Source organism: Gemella parahaemolysans (assembly GCF_053758945.1).
Genome location: NZ_JBSMTP010000001.1, coordinates 227,294 through 253,878 on the forward strand (window position 1 = coordinate 227,294; position 26,585 = coordinate 253,878).

A 26,585-nucleotide genomic window follows, 5' to 3' on the forward strand; every position below is an offset into this window, starting at 1 on the left:
ATGGAAGATAGAATGGTATCTGCAAGCCAAAATTTTGGTGAAGAGCGTGAGGAACAGTCTTTAAGACCGAAGTTTCTTAGTCAGTATATAGGACAAGAACAGATAAAAAGTAATTTGAAAATATTTATAGAAGCTGCAAAACTTCGTGGTGAAGTTCTAGATCATTGCTTACTATACGGACCTCCTGGATTAGGGAAGACTACACTTGCGACAATTATTGCTAACGAGATGGAAGTGGGGATTAAATATACTTCAGGGCCTGCAATAGAGAAATCTGGAGATTTAGCTGCTATATTAACTAGTCTTGAACCGGGTGATGTTCTTTTTATCGATGAGATTCATAGAATAAGTAGATCTATTGAAGAGATATTATATTCTGCCATGGAAGACTTTTATCTTGATATTGTTATAGGGAAAGGTGAAGAGTCACGTAGCATTAGAATTGAACTTCCTCCATTTACATTAGTAGGAGCAACGACAAGAGCAGGAGCATTAACAGCACCTTTGCGAGATAGATTCGGTGTACATTGTCGTTTGGAATTTTATACTATTTCTGAACTGCAAAATATTATAGAAAGAACATCTGATATTTTTGAATGTGATATTGATGAAGAGAGTTCCTATGAAATTGCTATGAGATCTCGTGGGACACCTCGTATTGCAAACAGGTTGTTAAAACGTGTTAGAGACTTTGCACAAGTTAAAAATGATGGTGTAATAGCTAAAGATTTAGCAACTGAATCTTTAGATTTACTTCAAGTTGATGCTAAAGGACTTGATAATATAGACTATAAAATCTTAGAGTGTTTAATAAAACGTTATGATGGTAGAGCTGTTGGATTAGAAACGATCGCTGTTACTATAGGAGAAGAGAGTATAACTATTGAGGATGTATATGAACCGTACTTAGTGAAAGAAGGATTTATTGAGCGAACTCCTAGAGGACGTCGCGCAACTCCTAAAGCATACCAACATCTAGGAATCAGTTATAAAGGTGAATAAAAAGAAACATGAGTTTTACGAAAGCAGATTGTATTAAGTTATGAATCATAAAACTCGTGTTTTTTATTGATAATCTTTTTTAATTAGTAATTATTTTAATTGTAAAATATTAAAAAGTGTATTAAACTTGTTTAGTAAATTATTAGAAATTTTAGAAGGATTGAATTCGTATGATTGATAGTAAACAATTTATAAACACAAGGCATAAAAATCAAAAGATTAATTATGATAATGTCTTAAAAGAACTTATAAAAGAATGGGAAAAGACTAATTTTCGTCCTAAAATCTTAATACACTCTTGTTGTGCTCCTTGTAGTACATATGTACTAGAGTATTTATCTGAGATTAGTGACATTACTATATTCTTTTCTAATTCAAATATTCATCCAAAAGAAGAATATATAAAACGTATGTTAGTACAAAAAGATTTCGTTGAAGAATTTAATAAGAGGAATGATAAGAAAATTAAATTTTTAGCGGATGAATATGCACCGAGTAAATTTATTAGTGCGGTAAAAGGACATGAGGAGGATAGAGAAGGAGGAGATAGATGTCATATTTGTTATGAAATGCGTTTAGACTCTTCTGCACAAAAGGCTGAGGAGTTAGGGTATGATTATTTCGCTTCTGCTTTGACTCTAAGTCCGAAGAAAAATGCTACTGTAATAAATGAAGCCGGATATGTTCTTCAGGAACAAGTTTCAATATATTATCTACCGTCAGATTTTAAAAAGAATAACGGTTATAGAAGATCTGTAGAAATGTGTAATGACTATAATATATATAGACAATGTTACTGTGGATGTGTATTTGCCGCTAAAGACCAAGGTATTGATTTTAAAGAAGTAAATAAAAACGCTCGTGACTTCAATAGAAATCATGAGGATTATGAGAAATTTAAATCTATAATTAAGCTTGGTGGAGAATTGGTTTAATTTTAATAAATAGGTTTACAGTATATAAATAAAAACATAATAATTTTAAATTTAATTAAAATGAATAATATAAAAAAAGTATCGTTACTTCCCATGTGACAGATACTTTTTTATGATTTTCAGGTTGAAAAGCTAGTTAACACTGAAAAAAATGTTTTCACGTTATTTTCAATAGAAGAGTAGTAAATGCTTACTACATAGATAAGAAACTGTTTTCTTTGTTATAGAATAAGCACTAATCTTAGTATAGAATAAGTATAAAATACTTGTAAATATTGCTTTCATGTGTTATTATTTGAATGTAAATATTTTTTTAAATAAAAGGAGACATGACTATGTTACAAAAAGAATTTAAAGTTATCGATGAAACAGGAATCCACGCTAGACCAGCTACTTTATTAGTACAAGCTGCATCTAAATTCCAATCAAACATTGAATTAGAATTCAACGGACGTAAAGTTAACTTAAAATCAATTATGGGTGTTATGAGTCTTGGAGTTGGAAAAGACGCTGATATCGTAATTTACGCTGACGGAGCTGACGAAGCAGAAGCATTAGCAGCATTAGAAGAAACAATGAAGAAAGAAGGATTAGCATAAAATGTTACAACTAAAAGGTATTGCAGCCTCTCAAGGGATATCTTTTGCTAAAGCATACATTTTTGTTGAGCCAAACTTAACAGTTAAAGAAGTTAAAGTTCAAGATGTTGTTGCTGAGGTTAAACGTTTTGAAGATGCGATTGAAATTTCTAAAAAAGAATTAACAATCATTAAAGATAAAGCTCACGAAAACTTAGGTGCTGATAAAGCAGCTATTTTCGAAGCTCACTTATTAATTTTAGAAGACCCAGAATTTATGGGGACTGTTAAAACTGATATTCAATCAAAAGAAATTAACGCTGAATATGCATTAAAAGAAACTTCAGATATGTTTGTTTCAATGTTTGAATCAATGGACAATGACTACATGAAAGAACGTGCTGCTGATATTCGTGACGTTTCTAAACGTATTTTAGCACACTTACTAGGTGTAGACTTACCAAACCCAAGCTTAATCGATGAAGAAGTTATCGTTATTGCAGAAGACTTAACTCCATCTGATACTGCGCAACTTAACAAACAATATGTTAAAGGTTTTGCTACAAACATTGGAGGACGTACTTCTCACTCAGCTATCATGGCTAGATCTTTAGAAATTCCTGCAGTAGTAGGAACTAGTACAATTACTGAAGAAGTTAAGAATGGAGATGTACTTATTCTTGATGGATTAGATGGTGTTGTATATGTAAATCCAGATGAAGCTACTGCAGCTGAATTAAAAGAAAAACACGTTAAATTTGAAGAACAAAAAGCTGAATGGGCTAAATTAGTTTCAGAAAAATCTGTTACTAAAGATGGTCACGAAGTACTTTTAGCTGCTAACATTGGTACGCCGGCTGACTTAGAAGGTGTTAATAACAATGGTGGAGAAGCTGTAGGTTTATACCGTACAGAATTCCTATACATGGGACGTGATCAACTACCAACTGAAGAAGAACAGTTCGAAGCTTACAAAGCTGTATTAGAAGGAATGGGTGACAGACCTGTTGTAGTTCGTACTTTAGATATCGGTGGAGATAAAGAATTACCATACTTAGATTTACCAAAAGAAATGAATCCATTCTTAGGATTTAGAGCAATTCGTCTTTGCCTAGAAGAAAAAGACTTATTCAGAACTCAACTTAGAGCATTATTACGTGCATCTGTTTATGGTAAACTTTGTGTAATGTTCCCAATGATCGCTACAGTTCAAGAATTTAGAGCTGCTAAAGCATTATTCTTAGAAGAAAAAGAAAAACTTGTAGCAGAAGGTGTTGCAGTAAGTAACGATATCGAATTAGGTATCATGGTTGAAATTCCATCAACTGCTGTTATCGCTGATATCTTTGCTAAAGAAGTAGACTTCTTCTCAATCGGTACTAATGACTTAGTTCAATACACTATGGCAGCAGACCGTATGAGTGAAAAAGTATCATACTTATACCAACCATACAACCCAGCAATCTTACGTCTTGTGAAAAATGTTATTGAAGCATCTCACAAAGAAGGTAAATGGACTGGAATGTGTGGAGAAATGGCTGGAGACAGTTTAGCTATTCCATTACTATTAGGTATGGGATTAGATGAGTTCTCTATGTCAGCTACTTCAATTCTTCAAGCACGTAGTCAAATCAAAAACTTATCACTAGATAAGATGAAAGAATTAGTTGATAAAGCTATTATGTGTTCAACAACTGAAGAAGTATTAGCATTAGTTGCAGAATATACTAAATAATTATTATAAGACTTCTGATGAAAATCGGAAGTCTTATTTTACGCTAAGTAAAGTTTTTGCGAATAAGATAATTATAATTTTGTAGGGTTGAAAATACAAAAACAGGAAGAAATTTATTATTCGAATAGCCATATCTGTTGACATTCGGGAATATTTGTATTATCATTTTAAGTATAAATTTTTCAAAAAACGATGATTAAGACGGTATATTGGATGTTTTTAACAGGGAGCAACTTCGTGACTGAAAGAGTTGTATGAACTGAGAATATATTTTCAGCTTATGAGTAATTGTATAAGTAGACTATGAGTACAATCGGGTGGTACCCGTTATCAACTTTTATTAAGGAAGCGATTATGCTTTAAAATATGGGTGGTACCGCGATATATTCGTCCCTTGAGACTAAGTCTTGAGGGGCTTTTTATTTTGGATAAATAATAGAACTCATAGCAATGTCTTTATATTAAATTTTTAAGGAGGAACTTATGACTTTAGAGAATATAAGAAAAGAATATTTAGAATTAGTTAAAACAATTAAAGATGAAAAAGAACTTTATGACCTAAGAGTTAAATTTTTAGGGAAAAAAGGTGCATTAACAGAAGTTATGAAGGGTGCACGTGATTTATCACCAGAAGAAAGACCTACATTTGGGAAACTTGTTAATGAGGTTAAAACTTTCATTAATGATAGTTTAGAAGAGAAAAAAGCTGAATTAGCTAAAGCTGCATTAGAGTTAAAATTAGCTAGTGAGGATATTGATGTTACTCTACCTAGCAAAAAAGTTGAATTAGGTGGAATTAATCCATTAAATAAAATTATTGAAGAGATTGAAGAAATCTTTATTTCTATGGGGTATTCAGTTGCAGAAGGACCTGAGGTAGAAACGGATAAGTTTAACTTTGAAATGTTAAACTTACCTAAAGATCACCCAGCTCGTGATATGCAAGACTCATTCTATATTACAAATGAATTATTAATGAGAACACAAACTTCACCTGTTCAAGCTCGTGAAATGTTGAAAGCTAATGGAGAAGGACCTATCAAGATTATTTGTCCTGGTAAAGTATTCCGTCGTGATAATGATGATGCTACTCACTCTCACCAATTTACTCAAATTGAAGGATTAGTGGTAGATAAAAATATTACATTTAGTGATTTAAAAGGTACTTTAGAACACTTTATTAAAGCTGTATTCGGAGAAAATAAAAAAATTCGTTTACGTCCAAGTTTCTTCCCGTTCACTGAACCTTCAGTAGAAGTTGATGTATCTTGGGGTAATGAAGATGATGAGGAAAACATTAAATGGCTTGAAATTTTAGGAGCTGGGATGGTTCACCCTAACGTTCTTAAAATGGCTGGTTTTGACCCAGAAGTATACTCTGGATTCGCGTTTGGTATGGGGCCAGAACGTGTTGCAATGTTAAAATATGGTATTAGCGATATTAGAAGTTTCTACACAAACGACGTAAGATTCTTACAACAATTCAATAGTGATAGAAACGATTAATAGGAGGTAGTAATGTTAGTAAGTTATAATTGGTTAAAACAATATACGAATGTTGAAGATAATGCAAATGCATTAGCTGAAAAAATCACACGTGGTGGTATTGAAGTTGAAGGTGTTGAATATTTAGCAGAAGGAATTTCTAACGTTGTAGTTGGTTATGTAGTTTCTAAAGAAAAACACCCAGATGCTGAAAAATTAAATGTATGTCAAGTAAACGTTGGCGAAGAAGAAAACCTACAAATCGTTTGTGGTGCACCGAATGTGGATGCTGGACAATATGTAATTGTTGCTAAAGTAGGAGCAAAATTACCAGGAGTTAAAATTAAAAAAGCTAAACTTCGTGGTGTAGAATCACAAGGTATGATTTGTTCATTAGCTGAATTAGGGTTAAGTAAGAGTGTAGTACCTAAGAACTATCAAGAAGGTATCTACGTATTTGAAATTGAACAAGAGTTAGGCTCTGATGTTGTTGAAGTATTGGGATTAAATGATTACATCTTAGATCTTTCAATTACACCTAACAGAGCGGATGCACTAAGTATGCGTGGGCTTACTTATGAATTAGGTGCTTTATACAATAACAAAGTTGATTTTAAAGATGTCGAGAAAGAAGAAAATTATGAAGCGACTACATTGCAAGTTGCTATCGAAAGTGATTCTTGTAGAAACTATGTAGGTCAAGTTGTGAAAAATGTTGAAGTAAAATCTTCACCATTATGGTTACAAACAAGACTTATGAATTCTGGTATTCGTCCAATCAATAATATCGTAGATATTACAAACTACGTACTTTTAGAATTTGGACAACCAATGCATGCATTCGATAAAGATCTGGTTGGAGATAAAATCGTAGTTCGTGATGCTAAAGAAGGCGAAGTTCTTGAAACTCTTGATGGAGAAGAGAGAAAATTACAAACAACAGACTTAGTTATTACTGATGGAACACGAGCTATTGCTCTTGGAGGAGTAATGGGTGGTAAAAACACAGAGGTTAGTGAAGAAACCAAAAATATTATTTTAGAATCTGCATATTTCAACCCAACATCAGTACGTCGTACTTCAGCTGCTCATGGATTAAGAAGTGATTCTTCTGCAAGATTTGAAAAAGGAATCGATCCTAATATGCAAAAAGCAGCTCTAGCTCGTGCAGTAGAATTAATTTTAGAATTATGTCCAAATGCTGTGGTTGAAAGTTCAGTTGGAATAGTAAACAAAGAAGAAGAAAAAGTTGTAGAGATTACTACTTCATACATTAACAATTACCTTGGAATTACATTATCTACTGAAGAAATCGTAGCTATTTTAGAAGGGTTAAGTTTCACAGTAGAAGTAACAGGAGAAGACTTAGTAGTTAAAGTACCTACAAGAAGACCTGATATTTCAATTAAACAAGACTTAGTTGAAGAAGTTATTAGAATTTATGGATATGATAATCTAGCCTCAACATTACCAAAATTCTCTAAAACTACTAAAGGTGGTTTAACTTATTCACAAAGAATGGTACGTGACCTTCGTGCAGTGTATGCTAGTTTAGGATTTAACGATACTATCAATTATTCATTAGTATCTGAAGAAGAAGCTACGGGGTATACATTAGAAGATCATCACAAAGTAAGATTATTAATGCCTATGACTGAAACTCACTCGACATTACGTCAAAGTTTAGTTCCAGGATTATTAAATACTGTTCAATACAACGTAGCTAGAAAACAAAAAGACTTAAAACTTCTTGAAATTGGACGTGTGTTCTTCGGTAGTGGAGACGACAACATCCAACCTACAGAAACATTATACTTAAGTGCTGCGCTAACTGGAGAAGAAAGAGCAACTAAATGGCTTAAAGAAAGTAGTTCATTAGATTTCTTCGCCGCTAAAGGATACTTGGAAGTTGTATTCGAACGTTTAGGTTTAGATGAAAAAGTTACGTATAAAAAATCTACACTTGAAGGTATGCACCCAGGACGTTTTGCTGAGGTATATCTAGGTGAAAAACGTATTGGATTTATCGGTGAAGTTCATCCACAAATCGCTGACAAACTTGGATTAAATACTACATATGTATTCGAAATTAACTTAGATGAAGTGATTTCAGAAAGTAAAGTTAAACCTAAGTATGAAGAGGTAACTAAATATCCTGAGATTACAAGAGATGTCGCTATGTTAGTTGATGTTAAAGATGAATATCAAAATATCTATAATGTAATTGAATCAGTAAATAGTAAACTAATTACTAAAGTGGAATTATTCGACTTGTATGCTGGTGCTGAGTTATTAGTTGGTAAGAAATCACTTGCGTTGACTATTACATATAGTGATAAACAAAAAACTTTAACGGATGAAGAAGTAACAGCGGTACATGAAAAAGTACTTTCTGCACTTACAGAGTACGGAGCTATTATTAGGTAGGTAGTCTATGATTACACAAGTAATATTATTTTGCGTTTTAGCATATGTAATTGGTTCTATACCTTTTGCATTAATTGTAGGGAAAGTATTTTATAATACTGATATTAGAACACTAGGAAGTGGGAATTTAGGTACAACAAATACTTTTAGATGTCTTGGAAAAAAGGCAGGAGTTACAGTATTTATATGTGATGTATCTAAAGGAATAATTGCTACATTTATTCCAACATTAATGTTAGGAAGAGTAGATTTTTTATCGATATTTGGAGCTTTTGCAATGATAGGACATGTTTTTCCTATCTTTGCAAACTTCAAAGGAGGAAAGGCTGTTGCGACAGGCTCAGGGGTATTTATCTTCCTATATCCTATGTTAAGTTTATTACTTCTAGCTATATTCTTTTCGACGCTATTTTTAACGGGGTATGTTTCATTAAGTAGCATACTTATTAGTTTAACTGCCATTGGATATCTTAGCTTGTTTGAAGCTGGTGTAGATAAGTGGATTATGATAGTGATGTGCGTGTTTGTTATTTATATGCATAAAAAGAACATACAGAGGTTAATAAATGGTACAGAAAATCAATCAAAATTAAAAATTGGAAAAGGAAAAAAGAATGACAAAAATCATTAGTGGAACACAACTTGCAAAAGAGTTGAGAGAAGAAATTAAAAATGAAGCAACTGCTTTAAGAGAAAAAGGTGTTGAGCCTACGCTTGCAGTTGTTTTAGTTGGAGATAATAAAGCATCAAGAAGTTATGTCAATTCTAAACATAAAGCTTGTATAGAAAATAATATAAATTCTATAAAAGTAGAATTGCCGGAAGAAATTTCTACTGATGATTTATTAAACGAAATTGAAAAATTGAATAGTGATGACAAGGTTCATGGGATTTTGGTGCAATTACCATTACCAAAACACATAGATGCTGAAAGAATTCTAAATGCTGTGTCTCCATCAAAAGACGTAGATGGATTCCATCCTATAAATGTTGGGAAGTTAGTAATTGGAGAAGCTAAACTTATTCCTTGTACACCACTAGGGATTCTAGAAATGATTAAATCAACTGGAGAGGAAATTTCTGGAAAACTTGCTCTAGTAATTGGAAGAAGTAATATTGTAGGTAAACCTATTTCGACTTTATTACTTCAAAATAATGCAACTGTAATTACTGCTCATTCTAGAACTAAAGATTTAGCAGTGTTAATAGAACAAGCTGATATTATCGTTAGCTGTGTAGGAGTTGCACATTTCTTAAGCGGAAAAGAAAAAGTAAAATCAACTTGTACTATTATTGATGTAGGAAATAACTACAAAGATGGTAAGTTAGTTGGAGATGTAAATCTAGACGAGTTTATGGAGAAAGTTGCTTATATTTCTCCAGTACCTGGAGGAGTAGGACCTTTAACAATCACAATGTTAATGAGAAATACATTAACGGCTACTTATGATTTACTAGAAAAATAATTTCAAGAAAATATACATGTTCTTTGAGACTTTATTTAATTGAAATGTTTTTGATTTAATGATACAATATAATATTGTATAAAGGTGCATTGTCTTTAAAGATGTGGACTTATAAATTATACTATGTTATAATTTATAAAATAAAGAGAGTAAAGAAATATACGTGGGAGGATTGTTAATAAATGATTAGATTCTTAAAAAATGTTGCCACAGAAATGCGTAAGGTAAGTTGGCCAACTTTTAATGAACTTGTTAGAAAAACACTGATTGTTATAGTTGTAGTTGGAATATTAATGTTATTCAGCTATGTAGTTGATTTAGGAATAACTGCTGGAATTAGACATTTTAGTAGATAAGAGAGGTTATAATGAGTGATACAATAAGTAAAGAGTGGTATGTAATACATACTTATTCTGGATATGAAAATAAAGTAAAAGATAATATTGAAAAGAGAGTTGAGTCTCTTGGAATGGAAGATAAAATTTTTAGAATCGTTGTTCCAGAGGAAAAAGAGACAATCTTAACTCCAACAGGAAAGAAAAAAGAAGTAAATAGAAAAACATTCCCTGGTTATGTACTTGTTGAATTAGTTATGACAGATGATTCATGGTTTGTAGTTAGAAATACACCTGGTGTAACAGGATTTGTAGGTTCTCATGGTGGAGGATCTAAACCTAGTCCATTATTACCAGAAGAAATTAACTTTATTTTGCAACAAATGGGTCTATCAAATGTGGTAGATATCGATATCGAAGTTGGAGATTATGTTCGTGTTATCTCTGGTCCATTCGTTGATATGGAAGGTAAAGTTGTAAACCTTGATTTACATAACTATAAAGCAGATGTTATGATTGAGCTTATGGGTAGAGAAACTAAAGTGGAGCTTGAACTTTATAATATCGAAAAATTCTAAGAAAGGAAAAGCTATCTATATGATAGTCGGATAGAATGTGGAAAAGATTGCAATAATTATGGATTCAACTGCATATTTATCAGAAGATTTAAAGAAAGAATTAGATATTCGTACTGTTTATTTAAATCTAATTATTGATAATAATTCTTATAAAGAAGTTATTGATATGCCGCTTGATAAATATCATGAATACTTAAGAAATCCAAACAATTCCTTCCCTACAACTTCTCAACCTGCTATAGGTGAGGTTGTATCTTGCTTAGAAAAACTAAAAGAAGAAGGGTATACTGATGTAATTGCTATTGCACTTTCGAGTGGAATTAGTGGTACATTTACATCATACTCTGTGGCTGGTCTTATGGTTGATGGGCTGAATGTCCATCCATTTGACTCTGAAGTTTCTTGTAGACCTGAGGGGTATTATGCTATAAAAGCAGCTAAATTAATAAAAGAAGGAAAAACTTCTAAAGAAATTATCTCAGCATTAAATGAGATGAAAAAAGTATCAAATGCATATTTCATGGCGGATGACTTATCACATTTGCAACGTAGTGGACGTTTAAGTGGTGCGCAAGCTGTAGTAGGAAGTTTACTTCAAGTGAAACCGTTACTACATTTTGATAACAAAGTTATAGTGCCCTTTCAAAAGATACGTACGTATAAAAAAGTTGTGGCTAGAATTTATGAATTATTTGATAAGTTTTATAAACAGCATGAAGGTGAACATATTACTGTTTGTGTAATTCATGTTGATGCATTGGATAAGGCGGAAGAAATTAAAAATTATGTTGAAGAAAATTATTCAAATGTAACTGTTGAGATTGATGGAATTAGTCCTGTTATATCTACACACTTAGGAATAGGTGCGGTTGGATTTGGGTGGACAATATTATAAAAAATATAAGAGGTAAAGATTATGGTACAAACAATGGCACACACATGCTACCGTGTAGCAGATTTAAAAGAATCAGTTAAATTTTATACTGAAGCATTCGACTTTGTAGTAAGTCGTGAAAGAGACTTTCCGGAGTACAAGTTTACATTAGTATACTTAACTTTGCCAGGTTCAAACTATGAGTTAGAATTAACTTATAATTATGATCATGGTGCATATGATTTAGGAGATGGATATGGTCATATAGCCATTTCTGTAGAAGATTTAGAAGCACTATATGAAAAACACAAAGCGGCAGGATATGACGTGACAGATCTTAAAGGGTTACCAGGCTTCCCGCCGAGCTATTATTTCATTAAAGATCCAGATGGATACAAGATTGAAGTAATTCGTACTAAAATGTAGTTATCATTTGATTTATTTATGATTATATGATATAATGTACATACATTGAAATAAATTACCGAAAGGGTGGTGAATTTTGAAAGGTTCTCCGCTCTTTTATATTGCAATTAAAACTTAAGAAAGAGGTGTACTGTATGAGTGTTGTAGAAAAAGTTAAAGTAATAGCAATAAAACAAGCAGAAAACACGGAATTTTCTCTTTATGATGTAGAATACGTAAAAGAAGGAAGTGAGTATTTCTTACGTATTTACTTCGATAAAGATGGAGGTCTTACACTTGATGATTGTGTATTATTAAGTGAAAAACTAGCAGAAGAACTTGATAAAGAAGATTTTATTAGTGATAAATATTATTTAGAAGTTTCTTCTCCAGGAATCGAAAGAGATTTAAGAGACTTAGAAGAAGTAACTAATTCTGTTGGGAAACATGTTTATATTAAAACGTATGAAAAAATTGATAATCAAAAAGAATTTTATGGTGATATCTTAGCTGTTGAAGGTGAAGAAATTACTGTTGAGTATAAAGATAAAGCGAGAGTTAAAAAATCAACAATTAACTATAGTAAAATTGCTAAAATTAGATTGGCTGTTAAATTTTAATTATTAAAGGAGAAAGAAAGATGAGCAAGGATTTGCTTAAAGCTATTAAATTAATTGAACAAGAAAAAGGAATTGCAGAAGATATTCTAGTAGAAGCTATTGAATTAGCTTTATTGTCGGCTTATAAAAAGAATTTCAATGCTGCTAAAAATGTAAGAGTAGATTTCAATAGAGCTACAGGTGATTATAAATTCATTATTAGAAAAGATGTTGTTGAAGAAGTTTATGATGACAGAATTGAATTCGCCCTTGAAGATGCATTAAAAATTAATCCTGCATATGAAGTTGGTGATATTTATGAAGTGGTTGATTTACCAAGTGACTTTGGACGTGTAGGAGCACAAGCTGCTAAACAAGCTTTATTACAAAGACTTCGTGAAGCTGAAAAAGAAATTCTTTATAAAGAATACATCGAACACGAAGGTGAGATTCTTTCAGGTACAATAGATAGAATTGATTCTAGATATGTTTATGTTAAACTAGGAAAAATCGAAGCAATTTTGGGTGAAAATGAAAGAGTTAAAGGTGAAACTTATGTTCCTCAAACTCCAATTAAAGTTTATATCGCTAAAGTTGATAATCCAACTCGTGGAAGTAAACCACATGTATTAGCTTCAAGATCACATCCTGAATTTATCAGAAGATTATTCGAAATTGAAGTACCAGAAATTTACAGTGGTACTGTAGAAATTAAGAGTGTGTCACGTGAAGCAGGTGAAAGAACTAAATTAGCTGTATATGCTGAAGATAAAAATATTGATCCTGTAGGTGCTTGTGTTGGTAATAAAGGTGAGCGTGTTAACCGTATCGTTGAAGAATTAAACGGTGAAAAAATTGATATTATTACTTGGGATACTGATCCAGTTAAATTTATTACAAATGCATTAGCACCAGCTAAAGTAGAAGAAATCAATATTGATGAAGAAGAAAAAATTGCAAATGTTAAGGTTAAGGATGACCAGCTTTCACTAGCAATTGGTAAAAAAGGACAAAATGTTCGTCTAGCTGCTAAGTTAACAGGTTGGAAAATCGACATAAAAGCTACAGAATAGTGAGGTGTTGTTTGTGAAAAAAAGAAAAATACCAACAAGAAAATGTATATTAACAAACGAAATGTTCGCTAAAAAAGATTTATTAAGAATCGTTAAGAACAAAGAAGGAGAAATTTCTGTAGATTCTACTGGTAAGAAAGCAGGACGTGGAGCTTATGTAGTAGCTGATTTAGAAGTTATTAAAGCTGCACAGGAAAAGAAACAATTAGAGAAGTTTTTCTCTGCATCACCAGAAGTTATGGAACCTATCTATAATGAGGTAATTAGATTAATCTATAGAAAGTCAATTCCACAAAAATAATGATAAAAGCATATAATTTATTAGGTTTAATGCAAAGAGCAGGTAAACTTATTACAGGTGAAGATTTAATCACAAAAAATTTAAAAAATAATAAAATCAAATTGTTAGTTATTGCAGAAGATTGCGGTGTTAATACGAAAAAGAAATTAACAGACAAGGCTAATTTCTACAATGTAAAATGTATCGAATTTTCTACGATTGAAAATATTAGTATAGCGATTGGAAGAGATAATCGTGTTGCTGTAGGAATAACTGATGATGGATTTATAAAAAAATTCAAACAATTATTAGAAGAAGGAGGAAAACAGTAATGAAAAAAGTCAGAATTTATGAGTACGCTAAAGAAGTAGGAAAACAATCAAAAGACCTTATTACAGTTTTAAAAGATGCTAATATTGAAGTATCTAATCACATGTCAATGTTAACAGAAGAGGGGTTAGCTAAGCTAGATAGTGTTTTCAAAAAACAAGAAAAAGCGGCACAAAACGATCAATCTTCAAATAATGAAGGTAAGAAAAATAAAAAGAAAAAAATTAAAAAAGAGAAAAACAAAAAAGCTCAAAAACAACAACCAGCAATTATTGAAGCTCCATCAGAAGAAACAATTTCAGAAGATACTATTTTAGTTAAAGATGGAATGACTGTTGGTGAGTTATCAGAAGTTCTAAGTGTAGGTTCAACTGAACTTATCAAAAAGTTATTTATGGAACTTAAAATTATGGCGAATATTAACCAGTCTCTTACTTTAGAGCAAATCGAGTTAATCGCTATGGATTACGGTAAAGAAATCCAAGAAGAAGTTGAAATTAATAAAGAAGACTTAGATCTTTACTTCGAAGTTGAAGATGCTGAAAAAGATCTTAAAGAGCGTGCTCCAATCGTAACTATCATGGGACACGTTGACCATGGTAAAACTACACTACTAGATACAATTAGAAATTCAAGAGTAACTGCTGGGGAAGCAGGTGGGATTACACAACACATTGGTGCTTACCAAGTGCGTGCGAAAGATAAAAAGATTACATTCTTAGATACACCAGGACACGCAGCGTTTACTACAATGCGTGCACGTGGAGCGAAAATCACTGATGTAACTATCTTAGTAGTTGCAGCTGATGATGGTGTAATGCCTCAAACAATCGAAGCTATTAACCACGCTAAAGCTGCAGAAGTACCAATTATCGTTGCGGTTAACAAAATGGATAAACCACAAGCTAACCCAGATAGAGTTATGAATGAGTTAGTAGAATACGGATTAATCTCAGAAGAATGGGGTGGAGATACAATCTTCGTACCAATCTCAGCTCTTAAAGGTGAAGGTATTGATGAGTTATTAGAAAATATCTTATTAGTAACTGAAATGCAAGAATTAAAAGCTAATCCAAATCGTCTTGCTTTAGGTACAGTTATCGAAGCTAAACTTGATAAAGGTCGTGGTGCAGTAGCTACATTATTAGTACAAAATGGTAGCTTAAATGTTGGAGATCCGCTTGTAGTAGGTAACACATTTGGTCGTGTTCGTGCTATGATTAATGACCGTAGTAAAAATATTCAAACAGCTAAACCATCTACTCCAGTAGAGATTACAGGTTTACAAGATGTTCCTAATGCTGGGGATCGTTTCGTGGTGTTCGGTGATGAGAAAACAGCTCGTCAAATCGGTGAAAAACGTCAACAACAATATATTGAAACTACTCGCCAAGCAAATTCAGCTGTATCATTAGATACATTATTCGAACAAATGAAACAAGGTGAGATGAAAGACCTTAACATTATTATTAAAGCAGACGTTCAAGGTTCTGTTGAGGCTTTAGCTATGTCGTTAGCTAAAATTGATGTTGAAGGTGTTAACGTACGTATTATTCACACTGGTGTTGGTGCGATTAACGAATCTGATATTACATTAGCAGTAGCATCTAACGCTGTAGTAATCGGATTTAACGTGCGTCCTGATAACAATGCTAAACAAATGGCTCAAACTGAGCAAGTAGATATCCGTCTACACAGCATTATTTATAAAGTTATCGAAGAGATCGAAGCTGCGATGACAGGATTATTAGATCCAGAATTCGTAGAAAAAGTTATCGGTCTTGCAGAAGTACGTCAAGTTTATAAAGTATCTAAAATTGGTACAATTGCTGGTGCTTATGTAACTGAAGGTAAAGTATCACGTGACGGTAAAGTACGTGTAATTCGTGATAGTGTAGTAATTTACGAAGGTGAAATTGATACACTAAGAAGATTTAAAGATGATGTTAAAGAAGTACAAAGCGGTTATGAATGCGGTATGACTGTTGAAAACTTTAATGATATTAAAGAAGGAGATGTCTTCGAAGTATACATCATGGAAGAAGTTAAAAAATAGGAGGCAAACTTTATGTCAGAACTAAGAGTTAACAGACTTGCAGAACAAATTAAAAAAGAGATTACATATGTACTAGCTACAAAAGTTAAAAATCATGATTTAGGATTTGTTACTGTAACAGAAGTTGCTTTGACAGGAGATTATTCTCAAGCAAAAGTTTTCTACACTGTTTTAGGTGGAGAACGCGAAAAAGAAAAAACAAAAGAAGCATTTAAGAAAATTAAAGGTTTCGTAAAAAGTGAAGTTGCTAAGAAAATTAAAATTAGAAAATTTCCGGAACTTATTTTCCAATATGACACTACAGCTGAATATGCTTTACACATTGAAAGCTTAATCGCTAGTGTTAGTAAAAAGGAAAAAGACGAAGAATAATTAGAATAAAAGAGCGATTTAATTAATGTGATTTATTAATGTCATTTTGATTAAGTCGCCTCAATATGGTTAATTTCATTTAAAAATGAATTCAATGGGCTGACTCGATAAAATTAATTTCTGTAAAATGAAAATATTTGAATCATCCCCAATCATTAACTATACTATCTAAATATTTAGGTTTAAAGCTTTAAGTATAAAGTAATATACAGAGTTTTATAGAATTAAAGAATTAAAGGAGAAAATAATGTTACAAGTAACAAATTTAGGTTTACGTTTTGCAGATAGAAAGTTATTTGAAGATGTAAATATAAAATTTACAAATGGTAACTGCTACGGTTTAATCGGAGCTAATGGAGCAGGTAAAACAACATTCTTAAAACTATTATCTGGTGAATTAGATTCACAACAAGGTCACGTTTCTTTAGGTAAGGGTGAACGTCTTGCTGTACTTCGCCAGAACCACTTCGCATATGAAGAAAACAGAGTTATTGATGTTGTAATGATGGGACATGAACGTCTTTGGGATGTTATGAACCGTAAAAATGAAATTTATATGAAAGATCCATTTACTGAAGAGGATGGAATCATTGCTGCTGAACTTGAAGGTGAGTTTGCGGAAATGGATGGTTGGACTGCAGAAAGTGATGCAGCACAACTTCTTGAAGGTTTAGGTATTCCTGTAGAATTTCATGAAATGCTTATGGGAGAACTTGATAATGCTATTAAGGTAAAAGTTCTTTTAGCTCAAGCATTATTTGGTAATCCAGATGTACTTCTTCTGGATGAGCCTACCAACGGTCTTGATATTAGTGCAATCAAGTGGTTAGAAGAGTTCTTAATTAACTTTGAGAACACTGTTATTGTAGTCAGCCACGATCGTCACTTCTTAAATAATATTTGTACTCACATTTGTGACTTAGACTTCGGTAAAATTCAACTTTATGTTGGTAACTATGACTTCTGGTACCAATCTAGTCAACTTGCTAGAAGAATGGCAGAAGACAACAACAAGAAAAAAGAAGAAAAAATTAAAGAATTACAAGAATTCATCGCACGTTTCTCTGCGAATGCTTCTAAATCTAAACAGGCGACAAGTAGAAAGAAAATGCTTGATAAGATTACTCTTGACGATATTAAACCAAGTAGTCGTCGTTATCCATACGTTCGTTTCACACCAGATCGTGAAATCGGAAATGACTTACTTATCGTTGAAGGTGTAAGCAAAACTGTAGAAGGTAAAGAAGTATTAAGTAATATAAGCTTCACTGTAAATCCTAATGATAAAGTTATCCTACTAGGGGATGAAGTAGCTAAAACTACATTACTAAAAATTCTTGCTGGTGAAATGGAACCAGATAGTGGTACAGTTAAATGGGGTATTACAACTTCTAGAAGTTATATGCCAAAAGATAATTCTGAATACTTTGAAGGGTTAAAACTTTCATTAGTAGAATGGCTTCGTCAATATGCTTCTCCTGAAGAAGAAAGTGAAGCATACTTACGTTCATTCTTAGGAAGAATGTTATTCTCTGGTGAAGAAGCGCTTAAACGTGCTCACGTATTATCAGGGGGAGAAAAAATGCGTTGTATGTTATCTAAGATGATGTTATCAAAAGCTAATGTTATTCTTCTAGATGAGCCTACAAACCACCTTGACTTAGAATCTATTACAGCTGTCAATGAAGGTATTATTGCTTTCAAAGGTTCTGTATTCTTTACATCTCATGACTATGAGTTTATTCAAACAATAGCAAATAGAGTAGTTGAATTAACGCCAGAAGGTGCAATCAACAAAGAGATGGATTACGAAAACTATCTAAGATTTAAAGGTATTATAGATTAATAAAAAGAAGGAGATATACTTTTTTGTATATCTCCTTTTAATATTGTTATTAAAAAATTACGTTCTCAAAAACTTGTTTAGTTACTTCGCTGAAAGCTTCTACTTCTTCTTGTGAAAATCTATTGAATTCTATAGAATCTATATCGAGTAAAGCTACTACTTTATTGTTCTTGATAATTGGAACTACTAATTCACTGTTAGTTGCGCTGTCACATGCGATATGTCCTGGAAACTTATGTACATCTTCAACATAAATAGTTTCACAAGTTGTATAGCAATGTCCACATACACCTTTGTTGAATGGTATGCGAGTGCAAGCTACTTTTCCTTGAAATGGTCCTAAAACCAAATTGTTTTTTTCTTCATCTAATAAATAAAAACCAACCCAGTTTGTATTTGGCAAATACTCTTTGTATAAAGCTGAAAGGTTTGATAAATTAGTAACTAAATTATCTTCTCCTGATACTAAAGCAGTTGCTTGGCTTATAAATAATTGTTTATTTTCTACTATATTCATTAAAATACCTCTTTTAAAAGACTTTATTATATTTTCGCATAATAGTAACAAAAAATAAAGTGATAAGTATAATAGTTTTTAAATAATATTGTTTAGAAAGTTTAGAATCAAATTAATTTATTAATGTTTATTTAAAATGGTTAGAGAAATAACAATAAATAAAAAATATTTAGTTATTTGCTGAATAAAAAAAATTGAAAAAAATTCAAAAAAGTGATTGAAACACTTTGTTTTTTGTGATAAAAATGGTATAATTTTGTTAGGTTATTGTATAAATAAACGTAAAAAATTAAATATTAAATTTCAGGGGGAAGATATATGACATATATATTTTTATTTGTGTGTATCCTTGTTCTTGGGGGAGTAGTCGCACTATTCGTCTTTAGAAATAGGAAAAAACAAGATTTATACCCTCTTTTAGTTATGAAAGATGAGCTAGAGAGAGAAACACTATCTGATGATTTGAAAAAAGTAAAAGCGCTGGAAATTGCTGGTAAAGCTGAAAAACTTTATGCTCAATGGGAAAGCGAATGGTACGAAATTCAAAGTATCGATATTGAAGAACTTGACAGAGATCTTTATAGTGCAGAAACTTATATTGATAAATTTAATTTCAAACGTGCTGATGAAGTAATTATGAACAGTGGTGAATTAATAGCAAATATTAAAGATAGAATCGCTGGAATAAGAAGAGAAATTAAAGAATTAACAGAAGTTGAACCTAGAAATAGAGAACTGTATGAAGAAATCGTAGTTGAGTATAAAGAGCTTAATAGAGAATTATTAGCTAAGCGTCATCAATATGGAGCAGCTGCAGAACAATTTGAACAAAATATCAAAGAAATAGCTCCACAACTTGATGATTTTAAACTTTTAACATCTACTGGTAAGTACATCGAAGCACAAGATAAAATTAATACTGTTAAGGGATTAATTGATAATCTTAAAGAAAGAATGGAAGTACTGCCTGACTTGTTAAAAGAAATTGAAAAAACTTGTCCAGCTCAAATTCAGTCATTAAGACTTAAAGTTGAGGAAATGGAGAAAAAAGGATTTAAACTTACTCACTTAGAAATTTCAAGTAAAATTGAAAGTATAGTTTGGCAATTAAGTGATGCCCGTGAAAAAGTTAAATCTGGAGATATTGATCTAATTGAAAACATTCTTGATGGTATTTATGATGTTATCGATGAGGTTTCTAATGATCTTAAAAAAGAACTTGATTATAAAAAATACATTGAAGAAAACTATAGAGAGATTACTAACAAACTTGAATTACAAGATAAATTAAATGAAGCTCTATACAATAACATTCAAGAAATAAAAAATAGATACCAAATTTATCAAAAAGATGAAGAAATGGTTTCAAATTACTATGATGAGTTAAGTGATTTACTTGATGTTAAACATGATATTGATGTTTATATTAATAATCAACCAAAATTAAACTATAAAGACTTAAAAGAAAAAGTAGAATTATTAGGCCAAGGATTAGAAAAAATCGAAGAAGACCAAACAAATTATTCTAGATACTTAACAAGTCTTCGTGAAGAAGAAGGTCACGCTCGTGAAAAACTTATCTTCATTAACCAAGAAAAAGAAGTTATTAAACGTAAATTAGATAACTCACGTGTTCCAGGATTCAGTGATAGATTTATCGTTTTATATAAAGATGTAACTGATAGTTATCGATATGCTATTGAAGAGCTTAAAAAAGAACCGATTAATATCGACTTATTAAAACGTTCAGTTGCTGAAGCAGAGGAATCTCTAGATATTTATTCTTCTGAAGTAAATAATATTCTTACTGATATTGAATTAATCGAAAAACTTATTCGTTATGCGAATAGATACAGAAAAGATAATGTTGAATTCCATCAACAGTTAACAGTTGCTGAGCAATATTACAGAGAGTATCGTTACAACAAAACTCTAGAAATTATTAGAAATTCTCTAGATAAAGTTGAGCCCGGTGCATACGAAAGAATTAGAAATTCAGTAAAACCTAGATAATAAGATAGTTCCAGCCTTAGTGATAGGGTTGGAACTTTTTTGTATAATAAAATTTTTTAAGTAGAATAACTAAAAACCACTGTGACTATTGAATGTGATAGTAACAGTGGTTTATTTTGGATTTTATTATTTTCTCTTTAGGTTATAGTAGCCTAAACTAGAAAAGTAAAATAATGCTTCGATAGTTGCTATAAAGAAAGTAGTAGGTAGAGAAGTATAATATGAAAGGGTAATCCCTGCCCATGTACCTATTAGAGCGAATGATATTGATATAGCTATCATTAGGCCTACTTTATTAGTAAGATATCTTGCGGCGCTGGCTGGAACTGTCAGTAGAACGAACATTAATAATGCTCCTACTACTGGAACTGTAATGCTTGTTGCAACTGAAAGTAAAACTAAGAAAAATATTGAAATAAATTTTCCGTTTAGTCCTAATGCTTTTGCCCCAATCGCATCAAATGAATCGAATTTGATTTTTCTATAAAAAATAGAAAGTAGTAGTATTACAGCAAGTGCTAGTGTAAATATTAATTTTACATCGTCTCTTGTTATAGAAACAACACTACCGAATAGTATGTTGTTAACATAGCTTGTACTTTTAGGTGTTAATGATAAGAATAATAATCCTAATCCTAAGAATATTCCTAACATTACACTTACTGTCGCCTCACGTCTAAATGCTTTCACACTTAGATGACCTACTAGATATGACATTGTGACAGTGAAAATTAATAATCCGTAAATTGGATTTATACCTAAGAAAACAGCGAAAGCTGCTCCTGCGAATCCGACATGAGATAGGGTATGTGAGATAAATGACATATTTCTAGCCATTACAAACACACCGATATAACCTGCCATTATTGCAACAATTGTACCAGCTATAAAAGCATTTTGCATAAAATCATAATTAAACATGGTTGTTATCTCCTACATAGTGTTTGCATAATTTTAGATTATTTTTTTCTATATTGTAATCTTCTATACTAATAAATTTGAAGCAACCTTCTTCTAGATAAAGGATTTTATCAACGTATTTTTCGTCAAGGAGTGAAAGTTCATGTGTTATACATAGAGTAATGATGTTTTCTTTCTTTGTAATTTCTTTAACTAAAGTCATACATTCGATTTCACTAGTTTTATCTAAATTTGATGTGAATTCATCAAGTAGTAGTAAGTTTGGTCTATTTACCAATGCTTGTGCTAAAAATACACGTTGTTTTTCTCCACCTGAGAGAGTACCTATAGATTTATTTTGAAGTTTTAGAGAATTTGTTAGTTCTAATGCTTCTTTAATGCTTTCTTTTTCTTTTTTACTAAGCCATGGAAGAAATCCTTTTTGAATAGGAAGTGATACAAAGTCTGTAGCAGATAGAGGAAGTTCTTCATCTATCTGTCTAAACTGAGGAACGTATCCGAGAGTTGGGTTTTCTCCAACAAGTGTAATTTGGCTAGTTTTATTTAATTTTTCTAGAATATTGTTTAATAATGTTGTTTTACCAACACCATTTTTTCCAACAACAGCAACAACATCTCCCGAAGTTACAGAAAATGAAATGTTATCTAATATTGTTTTATCTCCTATTGAATAAGTGAGATTTTTTATTTTAAGTTCAGCCATAAAATCTCCTAAGTAAATTTAAAATTTTATTTTTAATATAAAAAAGAAGAGATACGATTTAGAATCTCTTCTTTATATTATACTACATATTTATAATATGTGAAGACTAATTTTTAATCTTCGTATTAATGTTTATGTTCTTTTTCGTGATCGTGATCTTTGTCATCGTGAGAATGACTGTGAGAGTGACCTTCATGTCCGTGTTCGTGAGAGTGACCTTCATCAGCTCCTTCTACGTGATAAGCTTTTTCACCAGCACCGCCATTTAGAATTTCTTCTAATTTATTATATTGATCTAACATCCACTCGATGTAAGTTTTTCCGTCTGGTTGTGTTTCGGTTACATTAAGAACAGGTACTTTGTTTTGTTCAGCTAGAGTAATTAAACCTTCGATAGTTTTATTAGTTGTTTGAACGTTATTGATGATTAATGAAATTTCTTTAGATTTAATTTGCTCTTGAATAGCTTTTAAGTCTTGAGGAGCAGGATCATTTCCTTCTTCAGTTGCTTGAGCTAATTTTTTAACTTGATCTGTTGTTTTAAACCCAAGTGATTCAACAGCATATTCAAAAACTGGTTCAGTTGTTAACACTGATTTACCATTTGCTTTATCTTTTAAAGAATTAATTTTATCAGTAATTTTTGAAAGTTCTTTTTTGTAGTTATCTCTATTTTTTTCATAGAAATTTTTATTAGCAGAGTCTTTTTCAGATAAGACTTTAGTAAGTTCATCTGCAACCTTACTCATTACTTCTGGGTTGTACCAAATGTGTTCATTATCTCCATCTTTAAGACCTAGTAGTTTAGCACCGTCAATTTTTTTGATGTCTTTACTATTAGCAGTTAGTTTTTCGAACCAAGAATCGTAACCACCACCGTTTAAGATAGCGATGTTAGAATCAGCAACAGTTTTAGCATCTTGAGCAGTTGGTTCAAAATCGTGTGGATCTACCGAAGTAGAAGTTATAATAGAAGAAACTTCTGCTTTATCTCCTGCGATACTCTTAGCTACTTCTGCATAAAAGTTTACTGAAGTAACAATTTTGGTTTTATTTCCAGAGTTAGAAGCTCCAGAATTAGTTTTGCTTGAACATCCAACTAAAAGTAGGGCGAACGCAGCAACAACTGATATTAATTTTAAAAATTTATTCATTTGTAATACTCCTCCGTTATTCGTAATTATTACGTTCTAATAAATTATAATACTACTTTATGAAAAAATCAAGTTCTTAAACGAAATAATTTTGATTAATGTGAAAAATTAGAAATAATTTTCATAATATGTACATATATAAATAGCAGAATGATTAATAAGAATTAGTTAAAAAATATTTAATATTGTTATAGAAGATAATTGTTAGTAGGATTTTTATTAAAATACTTGATTTTTAGTTGGTAATGCTATATAATTAATAAAGTTGAGTAAAAACCAACAAAAAATATAACACACGACATTTGAGTAGCTGCTCGGTGCATTTATGTTTGCAGTAAGCTTAGAGAATGTCGGAGGAAAAAACCAAGGAGGAAAATAACTATGGCAGTTATTTCAATGAAACAATTATTAGAAGCTGGTGTACACTTCGGTCACCAAACAAGAAGATGGAACCCTAAAATGGATAAATACATCTTCACAGAAAGAAACGGTATCTACATTATCGACTTACAAAAAACAGTTAAGAAAGTTGATGAAGCATACGAATTCGTAAAATCAGTAGCTGATCAAGGCGGAAAAATGTTATTCGTAGGTACTAAAAAACAAGCACAAGATGCTATTAAAGAAGAAGCTGAAAGAAGTGGTCAATACTACATCAATCACCGTTGGTTAGGTGGAACTTTAACTAACTACAAAACTATTAAAGGACGTATTGACAGAATCGCTGAAATCGAAAAAATGGAAGCTGATGGAGTATTCGAAGTACTACCTAAAAAAGAAGTTATCGAATTAAGAAAAGAATACGATAAATTAGTTAAATTCTTAGGTGGAATCCGTGAAATGAAAGGTATGCCAGATGCAATCTTCGTAGTAGATCCTAAGAAAGAGCACAACGCAATTGCTGAAGCTAAAAAATTAGGAATCCCTGTAGTAGGTATCGTAGATACAAACTGTGATCCAGATGATGTTGATTACGTAATCCCTGCAAACGATGATGCTATCCGTGCAGTTAAATTATTAACAGCTAAAATGGCAGACGCTTTTGTAGCTTACAACGAAGGTAACATCGAAGAAACTGAAGAAGTTTCTGAAGAAGTAGAAGCAACTGAAGAATAATTTTAGATTATAAAACAAATAAAAATATTAATAATAAAATAACGGAGGCAAATCAAAATGGCACAAATTACAGCTAGTTTGGTAAAAGAATTAAGAGAACGTACTGGTGCTGGTATGATGGACTGTAAAAAAGCACTAACTCAAACTGATGGAGATATCGATGCAGCAATCGACTACCTAAGAGAAAATGGTATCGCTAAAGCAGCTAAAAAAGCTGACAGAATCGCTGCAGAAGGTCTTTCTTACATCGAGGTTAAAGGTAACAAAGCTGTTATCTTAGAAATCAACTCAGAAACTGACTTCGTTGCTAAAAACGAAAAATTCGTTGCTTTAGTAAAAAATGTTGCAGAAGCTATCTTAGCAGCTGAACCAGCAACTTTAGAAGAAGCTCTTCAAGTAGAAGCTCAAGGTGGAACTGTTGAAGCAGTAATTAACGAAGGTATCGCTACAATCGGTGAAAAACTTTCATTAAGAAGATTTGAAGTTGTAACTAAATCTGACGCTGATGCATTCGGTGCATACTCTCACATGGGAGGAAGAATTGGTGTTCTTACTCTTGTTGAAGGAAGCACTGATGAAGAAGCAGCTAAAGATGTTGCAATGCACATCGCTGCTTTAGCTCCTAAATACTTAGACGAAAGCGAAGTACCAGCTGATGTACTTGAGCACGAGAAAAAAGTATTAACTGAGCAAGCATTAAACGAAGGAAAACCTGCTAACATCGTTGAAAAAATGATCGTTGGTAGAATTAACAAATTCCTAGAAGAAATCACAGTTGTTAAACAAAAATTCGTTAAAGATGATAGTTTCACTGTTGAAAAATTCGTAGCATCAAAAGGTGGAAAACTTGCTAAATTCGTACGTTACGAAGTTGGTGAAGGTATCGAGAAAAAAGAAGATAACTTTGCTGAAGAAGTAATGAGCCAAGTTAACGCTAGCAAATAATAATTCTCTATTTAATATATTTTATTAAAAGAGGTTAAGCACACACTTCTTGTGTGTGCTTTTTTAAAAAATTAGTATAGTAGAAACAATAATGTCTGTAATTTATTAGGAGGATAGAAATGGCTACTAAATATAAAAGAGTTTTATATAAGCTAAGTGGTGAAGCACTAGCAGGTGGAAAAGGATTCGGTATTGATTCTGAAGTTGTTACAAAAATAACTTCTCAAATCGTAGAGGTAGTAAAACAAGGGGTAGAGGTTGCTATTGTTGTTGGTGGAGGAAATATTTGGCGCGGAAAAACTGGTGAAGAACTAGGGATGGAGCGTGCTACAGCTGACTCAATGGGGATGTTAGCTACAGTTATGAACTCATTAGCATTACAAGATTCATTAGAACAAAAAGGTGTTGATACTCGTGTATTAACTTCTGTTGAAATGAAAGCAATGGCGGAACCTTATATTAGAAGACGTGCAATTAGACACTTAGAAAAAGGTCGTGTTGCTATATTTGCGGCTGGAATTGGAAATCCATATTTCTCAACAGATACAACAGCGGCATTACGTGCAAAAGAAATTGGTGCCGAAGCTATTTTAATGGGTAAAAATGGAGTAGACGGTGTTTACTCTGCTGATCCAAAACTTGACAGTACAGCAACTAAATATGATAAGTTATCATACATGGATATTATGAACAAAGGGTTAACAATAATGGATTCTACAGCAATTACATTCTGTATGGATAATCACCTGCCAATTATTGTCTTTTCAATAGATGATGCAGATAATATTGTTAAAGTTGTTTCTGATTCAAATCTAGGAACAATTATTGAATAAAATTTAT

The 26,585-nt window shown here is 31.9% G+C and carries 27 protein-coding genes; 23 read left to right on the forward strand and 4 right to left on the reverse strand.

The window, feature by feature from the left end; genetic code table 11:
• The 19 genes from ruvB (at position 1) to ACWOBP_RS01085 (ending at position 18,376) form a co-directional block, all read left to right on the forward strand.
• The gene (ruvB, locus tag ACWOBP_RS00995; protein WP_455337074.1) at positions 1 to 1,002 is read left to right on the forward strand and encodes a Holliday junction branch migration DNA helicase RuvB; all 1,002 of its coding nucleotides are present in this window, start codon (positions 1 to 3) and stop codon (positions 1,000 to 1,002) included.
• Positions 1,003 to 1,172: 170 nt separating this feature from the next.
• The gene (locus ACWOBP_RS01000; RefSeq protein ID WP_455337075.1) at positions 1,173 to 1,937 is read left to right on the forward strand and encodes an epoxyqueuosine reductase QueH; all 765 of its coding nucleotides are present in this window, start codon (positions 1,173 to 1,175) and stop codon (positions 1,935 to 1,937) included.
• Positions 1,938 to 2,272: 335 nt separating this feature from the next.
• On the forward strand, positions 2,273 to 2,536 hold the full coding sequence (locus ACWOBP_RS01005) for a phosphocarrier protein HPr (RefSeq protein ID WP_003145399.1): 264 nt from the start codon (positions 2,273 to 2,275) through the stop codon (positions 2,534 to 2,536).
• A 1-nt stretch (position 2,537) separates the two neighbouring features.
• Entirely contained in the window at positions 2,538 to 4,250 is a 1,713-nt protein-coding gene (ptsP, locus tag ACWOBP_RS01010; protein ID WP_455337076.1) for a phosphoenolpyruvate--protein phosphotransferase, read from the forward strand.
• Positions 4,251 to 4,733: 483 nt separating this feature from the next.
• Entirely contained in the window at positions 4,734 to 5,756 is a 1,023-nt protein-coding gene (gene pheS, locus ACWOBP_RS01015; protein WP_455337077.1) for a phenylalanine--tRNA ligase subunit alpha, read from the forward strand.
• A gap of 12 nt (positions 5,757 to 5,768) precedes the next feature.
• Complete coding sequence (gene pheT, locus ACWOBP_RS01020; RefSeq protein WP_455337078.1) at positions 5,769 to 8,162, forward strand: phenylalanine--tRNA ligase subunit beta; 2,394 nt, start codon at positions 5,769 to 5,771, stop codon at positions 8,160 to 8,162.
• 7 nt (positions 8,163 to 8,169) lie between these two features.
• Positions 8,170 to 8,793 carry a glycerol-3-phosphate 1-O-acyltransferase PlsY gene (gene plsY / locus ACWOBP_RS01025; RefSeq protein WP_455337079.1) on the forward strand — a complete coding sequence of 208 codons (624 nt, stop codon included), beginning with the start codon at positions 8,170 to 8,172 and terminating at the stop codon, positions 8,791 to 8,793.
• The gene (locus ACWOBP_RS01030) at positions 8,777 to 9,628 is read left to right on the forward strand and encodes a bifunctional 5,10-methylenetetrahydrofolate dehydrogenase/5,10-methenyltetrahydrofolate cyclohydrolase (RefSeq protein ID WP_455337080.1); all 852 of its coding nucleotides are present in this window, start codon (positions 8,777 to 8,779) and stop codon (positions 9,626 to 9,628) included. The genes plsY and ACWOBP_RS01030 overlap by 17 nt, the downstream gene beginning before the upstream one ends.
• 182 nt (positions 9,629 to 9,810) lie before the next feature.
• Positions 9,811 to 9,984, forward strand: coding sequence for a preprotein translocase subunit SecE (gene secE / locus ACWOBP_RS01035; protein ID WP_455337081.1), 174 nt, complete (start codon positions 9,811 to 9,813; stop codon positions 9,982 to 9,984).
• An 11-nt stretch (positions 9,985 to 9,995) separates the two neighbouring features.
• Positions 9,996 to 10,541 carry a transcription termination/antitermination protein NusG gene (gene nusG, locus ACWOBP_RS01040; RefSeq protein WP_455337082.1) on the forward strand — a complete coding sequence of 182 codons (546 nt, stop codon included), beginning with the start codon at positions 9,996 to 9,998 and terminating at the stop codon, positions 10,539 to 10,541.
• 37 nt (positions 10,542 to 10,578) lie between these two features.
• Positions 10,579 to 11,436: a DegV family protein gene (locus tag ACWOBP_RS01045; protein ID WP_455337083.1), complete on the forward strand. Its 858-nt coding sequence runs from the start codon at positions 10,579 to 10,581 to the stop codon at positions 11,434 to 11,436.
• A 21-nt stretch (positions 11,437 to 11,457) separates the two neighbouring features.
• Complete coding sequence (gene gloA / locus ACWOBP_RS01050) at positions 11,458 to 11,841, forward strand: lactoylglutathione lyase (protein WP_455337084.1); 384 nt, start codon at positions 11,458 to 11,460, stop codon at positions 11,839 to 11,841.
• 134 nt (positions 11,842 to 11,975) lie between these two features.
• Entirely contained in the window at positions 11,976 to 12,440 is a 465-nt protein-coding gene (gene rimP, locus ACWOBP_RS01055; RefSeq protein ID WP_455337085.1) for a ribosome maturation factor RimP, read from the forward strand.
• A gap of 20 nt (positions 12,441 to 12,460) precedes the next feature.
• Positions 12,461 to 13,492: a transcription termination factor NusA gene (nusA, locus tag ACWOBP_RS01060; RefSeq protein ID WP_455337086.1), complete on the forward strand. Its 1,032-nt coding sequence runs from the start codon at positions 12,461 to 12,463 to the stop codon at positions 13,490 to 13,492.
• Positions 13,493 to 13,505: 13 nt separating this feature from the next.
• Positions 13,506 to 13,793, forward strand: coding sequence for an RNase P modulator RnpM (rnpM, locus tag ACWOBP_RS01065; protein ID WP_455337087.1), 288 nt, complete (start codon positions 13,506 to 13,508; stop codon positions 13,791 to 13,793).
• Positions 13,793 to 14,104, forward strand: coding sequence for a L7Ae/L30e/S12e/Gadd45 family ribosomal protein (locus ACWOBP_RS01070; protein WP_371453556.1), 312 nt, complete (start codon positions 13,793 to 13,795; stop codon positions 14,102 to 14,104). The genes rnpM and ACWOBP_RS01070 overlap by 1 nt, the downstream gene beginning before the upstream one ends.
• Positions 14,104 to 16,158: a translation initiation factor IF-2 gene (gene infB / locus ACWOBP_RS01075; RefSeq protein WP_371453554.1), complete on the forward strand. Its 2,055-nt coding sequence runs from the start codon at positions 14,104 to 14,106 to the stop codon at positions 16,156 to 16,158. Before ACWOBP_RS01070 ends, infB begins: the two co-directional genes overlap by 1 nt.
• Positions 16,159 to 16,170: 12 nt before the next feature.
• Positions 16,171 to 16,530, forward strand: coding sequence for a 30S ribosome-binding factor RbfA (gene rbfA, locus ACWOBP_RS01080; protein WP_048801943.1), 360 nt, complete (start codon positions 16,171 to 16,173; stop codon positions 16,528 to 16,530).
• Between the two features lie 247 nt (positions 16,531 to 16,777).
• Entirely contained in the window at positions 16,778 to 18,376 is a 1,599-nt protein-coding gene (locus ACWOBP_RS01085) for an ABC-F family ATP-binding cassette domain-containing protein (RefSeq protein ID WP_455337088.1), read from the forward strand.
• A gap of 49 nt (positions 18,377 to 18,425) precedes the next feature.
• Here the strand turns inward: ACWOBP_RS01085 and ACWOBP_RS01090 are convergent, their stop codons facing one another.
• A complete protein-coding gene (locus ACWOBP_RS01090; protein ID WP_455337089.1) occupies positions 18,426 to 18,893 on the reverse strand; it encodes a GAF domain-containing protein in 468 nt (155 codons plus the stop codon).
• Positions 18,894 to 19,211: 318 nt separating this feature from the next.
• Here ACWOBP_RS01090 and ACWOBP_RS01095 point away from each other — a divergent pair, with 318 nt between their 5' ends.
• Positions 19,212 to 20,906 carry a septation ring formation regulator EzrA gene (locus ACWOBP_RS01095; protein ID WP_455337090.1) on the forward strand — a complete coding sequence of 565 codons (1,695 nt, stop codon included), beginning with the start codon at positions 19,212 to 19,214 and terminating at the stop codon, positions 20,904 to 20,906.
• A 126-nt stretch (positions 20,907 to 21,032) separates the two neighbouring features.
• Here ACWOBP_RS01095 and ACWOBP_RS01100 read toward each other — a convergent pair whose 3' ends face one another.
• The 3 genes from ACWOBP_RS01100 to ACWOBP_RS01110 all read right to left on the reverse strand — a co-directional run bounded on the left by ACWOBP_RS01100 (position 21,033) and on the right by ACWOBP_RS01110 (position 23,684).
• The gene (locus tag ACWOBP_RS01100; protein WP_294682808.1) at positions 21,033 to 21,827 is read right to left on the reverse strand and encodes a metal ABC transporter permease; all 795 of its coding nucleotides are present in this window, start codon (positions 21,825 to 21,827) and stop codon (positions 21,033 to 21,035) included.
• A complete protein-coding gene (locus ACWOBP_RS01105) occupies positions 21,820 to 22,530 on the reverse strand; it encodes a metal ABC transporter ATP-binding protein (RefSeq protein WP_455337091.1) in 711 nt (236 codons plus the stop codon). Before ACWOBP_RS01105 ends, ACWOBP_RS01100 begins: the two co-directional genes overlap by 8 nt.
• Positions 22,531 to 22,655: 125 nt before the next feature.
• Complete coding sequence (locus ACWOBP_RS01110) at positions 22,656 to 23,684, reverse strand: metal ABC transporter solute-binding protein, Zn/Mn family (RefSeq protein WP_455337092.1); 1,029 nt, start codon at positions 23,682 to 23,684, stop codon at positions 22,656 to 22,658.
• A gap of 381 nt (positions 23,685 to 24,065) precedes the next feature.
• On the opposite strand from ACWOBP_RS01110, the gene rpsB reads away from it, so the two are divergent.
• The 3 genes from rpsB (at position 24,066) to pyrH (ending at position 26,578) form a co-directional block, all read left to right on the forward strand.
• Positions 24,066 to 24,800, forward strand: a complete 735-nt coding sequence (rpsB, locus tag ACWOBP_RS01115) for a 30S ribosomal protein S2 (protein ID WP_294682802.1) — start codon at positions 24,066 to 24,068, stop codon at positions 24,798 to 24,800.
• 57 nt (positions 24,801 to 24,857) lie between these two features.
• A complete protein-coding gene (gene tsf / locus ACWOBP_RS01120; protein ID WP_371453547.1) occupies positions 24,858 to 25,745 on the forward strand; it encodes a translation elongation factor Ts in 888 nt (295 codons plus the stop codon).
• A 119-nt stretch (positions 25,746 to 25,864) separates the two neighbouring features.
• Complete coding sequence (gene pyrH, locus ACWOBP_RS01125) at positions 25,865 to 26,578, forward strand: UMP kinase (protein WP_294682798.1); 714 nt, start codon at positions 25,865 to 25,867, stop codon at positions 26,576 to 26,578.
• Positions 26,579 to 26,585 lie beyond the last annotated feature (7 nt).

Bases quoted from the DNA above. Each gene is read 5' to 3' on its own strand.
- ACWOBP_RS01105 (WP_455337091.1), bottom strand. From the start codon at position 22,530: ATGGCTGAACTTAAAATAAAAAATCTCACTTATTCAATAGGAGATAAA.
- pheS (WP_455337077.1), top strand. From the start codon at position 4,734: ATGACTTTAGAGAATATAAGAAAAGAATATTTAGAATTAGTTAAAACA.
- nusA (WP_455337086.1), top strand. From the start codon at position 12,461: ATGAGCAAGGATTTGCTTAAAGCTATTAAATTAATTGAACAAGAAAAA.
- secE (WP_455337081.1), top strand. From the start codon at position 9,811: ATGATTAGATTCTTAAAAAATGTTGCCACAGAAATGCGTAAGGTAAGT.
- tsf (WP_371453547.1), top strand. From the start codon at position 24,858: ATGGCACAAATTACAGCTAGTTTGGTAAAAGAATTAAGAGAACGTACT.
- ACWOBP_RS01030 (WP_455337080.1), top strand. From the start codon at position 8,777: ATGACAAAAATCATTAGTGGAACACAACTTGCAAAAGAGTTGAGAGAA.
- rpsB (WP_294682802.1), top strand. From the start codon at position 24,066: ATGGCAGTTATTTCAATGAAACAATTATTAGAAGCTGGTGTACACTTC.
- ACWOBP_RS01110 (WP_455337092.1), bottom strand. From the start codon at position 23,684: ATGAATAAATTTTTAAAATTAATATCAGTTGTTGCTGCGTTCGCCCTA.
- ACWOBP_RS01095 (WP_455337090.1), top strand. From the start codon at position 19,212: ATGACATATATATTTTTATTTGTGTGTATCCTTGTTCTTGGGGGAGTA.
- rimP (WP_455337085.1), top strand. From the start codon at position 11,976: ATGAGTGTTGTAGAAAAAGTTAAAGTAATAGCAATAAAACAAGCAGAA.
- rbfA (WP_048801943.1), top strand. From the start codon at position 16,171: ATGTCAGAACTAAGAGTTAACAGACTTGCAGAACAAATTAAAAAAGAG.
- plsY (WP_455337079.1), top strand. From the start codon at position 8,170: ATGATTACACAAGTAATATTATTTTGCGTTTTAGCATATGTAATTGGT.
- ACWOBP_RS01070 (WP_371453556.1), top strand. From the start codon at position 13,793: ATGATAAAAGCATATAATTTATTAGGTTTAATGCAAAGAGCAGGTAAA.
- ACWOBP_RS01085 (WP_455337088.1), top strand. From the start codon at position 16,778: ATGTTACAAGTAACAAATTTAGGTTTACGTTTTGCAGATAGAAAGTTA.
- ACWOBP_RS01000 (WP_455337075.1), top strand. From the start codon at position 1,173: ATGATTGATAGTAAACAATTTATAAACACAAGGCATAAAAATCAAAAG.
- ACWOBP_RS01100 (WP_294682808.1), bottom strand. From the start codon at position 21,827: ATGTTTAATTATGATTTTATGCAAAATGCTTTTATAGCTGGTACAATT.
- nusG (WP_455337082.1), top strand. From the start codon at position 9,996: ATGAGTGATACAATAAGTAAAGAGTGGTATGTAATACATACTTATTCT.
- ACWOBP_RS01005 (WP_003145399.1), top strand. From the start codon at position 2,273: ATGTTACAAAAAGAATTTAAAGTTATCGATGAAACAGGAATCCACGCT.
- ruvB (WP_455337074.1), top strand. From the start codon at position 1: ATGGAAGATAGAATGGTATCTGCAAGCCAAAATTTTGGTGAAGAGCGT.
- infB (WP_371453554.1), top strand. From the start codon at position 14,104: ATGAAAAAAGTCAGAATTTATGAGTACGCTAAAGAAGTAGGAAAACAA.
- ptsP (WP_455337076.1), top strand. From the start codon at position 2,538: ATGTTACAACTAAAAGGTATTGCAGCCTCTCAAGGGATATCTTTTGCT.
- pyrH (WP_294682798.1), top strand. From the start codon at position 25,865: ATGGCTACTAAATATAAAAGAGTTTTATATAAGCTAAGTGGTGAAGCA.
- gloA (WP_455337084.1), top strand. From the start codon at position 11,458: ATGGTACAAACAATGGCACACACATGCTACCGTGTAGCAGATTTAAAA.
- ACWOBP_RS01090 (WP_455337089.1), bottom strand. From the start codon at position 18,893: ATGAATATAGTAGAAAATAAACAATTATTTATAAGCCAAGCAACTGCT.
- pheT (WP_455337078.1), top strand. From the start codon at position 5,769: ATGTTAGTAAGTTATAATTGGTTAAAACAATATACGAATGTTGAAGAT.